This is a genomic window from Dorea sp. 210702-DFI.3.17 (genome assembly GCF_020560825.1).
GTDB classification, from domain to species: Bacteria; Bacillota; Clostridia; order Lachnospirales; family Lachnospiraceae; genus Dorea; species Dorea formicigenerans.
On sequence record NZ_JAJCNB010000078.1, the window covers coordinates 1 to 1,634 of the forward strand.

Annotated in this window: 1 protein-coding gene; it reads left to right on the forward strand. The window is 33.0% G+C overall.

Translation table 11 applies throughout. The features are described from left to right. The first annotated feature begins 74 nt into the window (after positions 1-74). Positions 75-1,541 carry an IS1182 family transposase gene (locus tag LI149_RS14975; protein ID WP_173786591.1) on the forward strand — a complete coding sequence of 489 codons (1,467 nt, stop codon included), beginning with the start codon at positions 75-77 and terminating at the stop codon, positions 1,539-1,541. Positions 1,542-1,634: the final 93 nt, after the last annotated feature.

Genomic DNA, 1,634 nt, shown 5'->3' on the forward strand with positions numbered 1-1,634 from the left:
GGACGCCACTGAAAAAGTGGTCGTAAAATCATATATCTGATATAATTAAGGTATCATAATTGTCGGAGGTTGAAATGTTATCATCCCAACTTAAACTTAGCCTTAGTTATTATTCAGATTTATATGACATGATTGTTCCAAAAGATCATATTCTAAGAAAAATCAGGGAATTGGTCGATTTTTCTTTTATATATGATGAATTAAAAAATAAATATTGCCTTGATAATGGACGTAATGCAAAAAACCCTATATTGCTATTTAAATATCTGCTTTTAAAATATCTTTATAACCTTTCTGATAATGGTGTTGTTGAAAGATCACGATATGATATGTCTTTTAAATACTTTCTGGAATTAACGCCAGAAGAAGAGGTTATCCATCCCAGTCTTTTAACCAAATTCAGAAAGCAGCGTTTAAAAGATGAAAATATACTTGATCTGCTCATAAATAAAAGTGTAGAACTTGCCATAAATCAAGGCGTTTTAAAAAGCAATACTATAATTGTTGACTCAACTCATACAGAAGCCCGTTATCATAAAACTACTCAGAGAGAAATGTTGAAAAAAGCCTCTACTTCTTTAAAAGCAGCTTTAAAAGATTCTGATAAAGACATTTATCTGCCAGATGAACCTGAAAAACGAGCTTCTTTAGATGAGTATAATGAATACTGTCATGAATTATTAAACACAGTTCAGGAAAGTCCGTATTCAGAACTGCCAACGATTAAAGAAGAATCTTCTATGTTATCCGAAATTTTAGATAATCAGATTGATTGTTATGATCAATCCATTGATCCGGATGCCCGGATTGGCCATAAAACGGTCAATTCTTCTTTTTACGGATACAAAACTCATTTGGCCATGACAGATGAACGGATCATCACAGCAGCAACAATCACATCCGGTGAAGCATTTGATGGTCAGGAACTTCCAGTACTGGTTCAAAAAAGTAAAGCAGCAGGTGCAACCGTTAATGAAGTAATAGCAGATACCGCATATTCCACACTGGAAAATTTAAAAGATGCGCAAAGCAATGACTATAAATTAATTTCAAAGCTTAACCCGAGCATCATAAAAGGGACTCGTTCAGAGGACGGCTTTATCTTTAATAAAGATGCGGATACCATGCAGTGCCCAGCGGGGCATTTGGCTATAAAATATCGAATTGACAAACGTAGTAATCAGAAAAAGAATACACGTATCAAATATTTTTTCGATATTAATAAATGCCATGTCTGTCCTTATCGTAATGGCTGCTATAAAGAAAATGCAAAAACGAAAACGTATAGTATCACTATTAAATCGGATTATCATAAAAATCAAGAGGCGTTTCAAAAAACACAATATTTCAAGGAACGTTTCAAAACCCGCTATATGATAGAGGCAAAAAATAGTGAATTAAAAAATATACACGGATATAGTCGTTGTGATGCTGCTGGACTATCAAATATGCAACTTCAAGGAGCAGTATCAATATTTGCAGTCAATTTAAAACGAATTTTAAAACTAAAGGGAGAAGTCTGCCCAAATGAGGAAAAATAGGAAAAATCATCTCTCAAAAGGGTAGATTTTGCATCTCTCAAAACACTATTTTAGCAATATTTTATTATCAAGGAACATTTTTACACATATTTG

What these genes read in the sequence shown, in the direction of transcription:
- LI149_RS14975 (WP_173786591.1), top strand. Translation starts at nt 75, where the DNA reads ATGTTATCATCCCAACTTAAACTTAGCCTTAGTTATTATTCAGATTTA.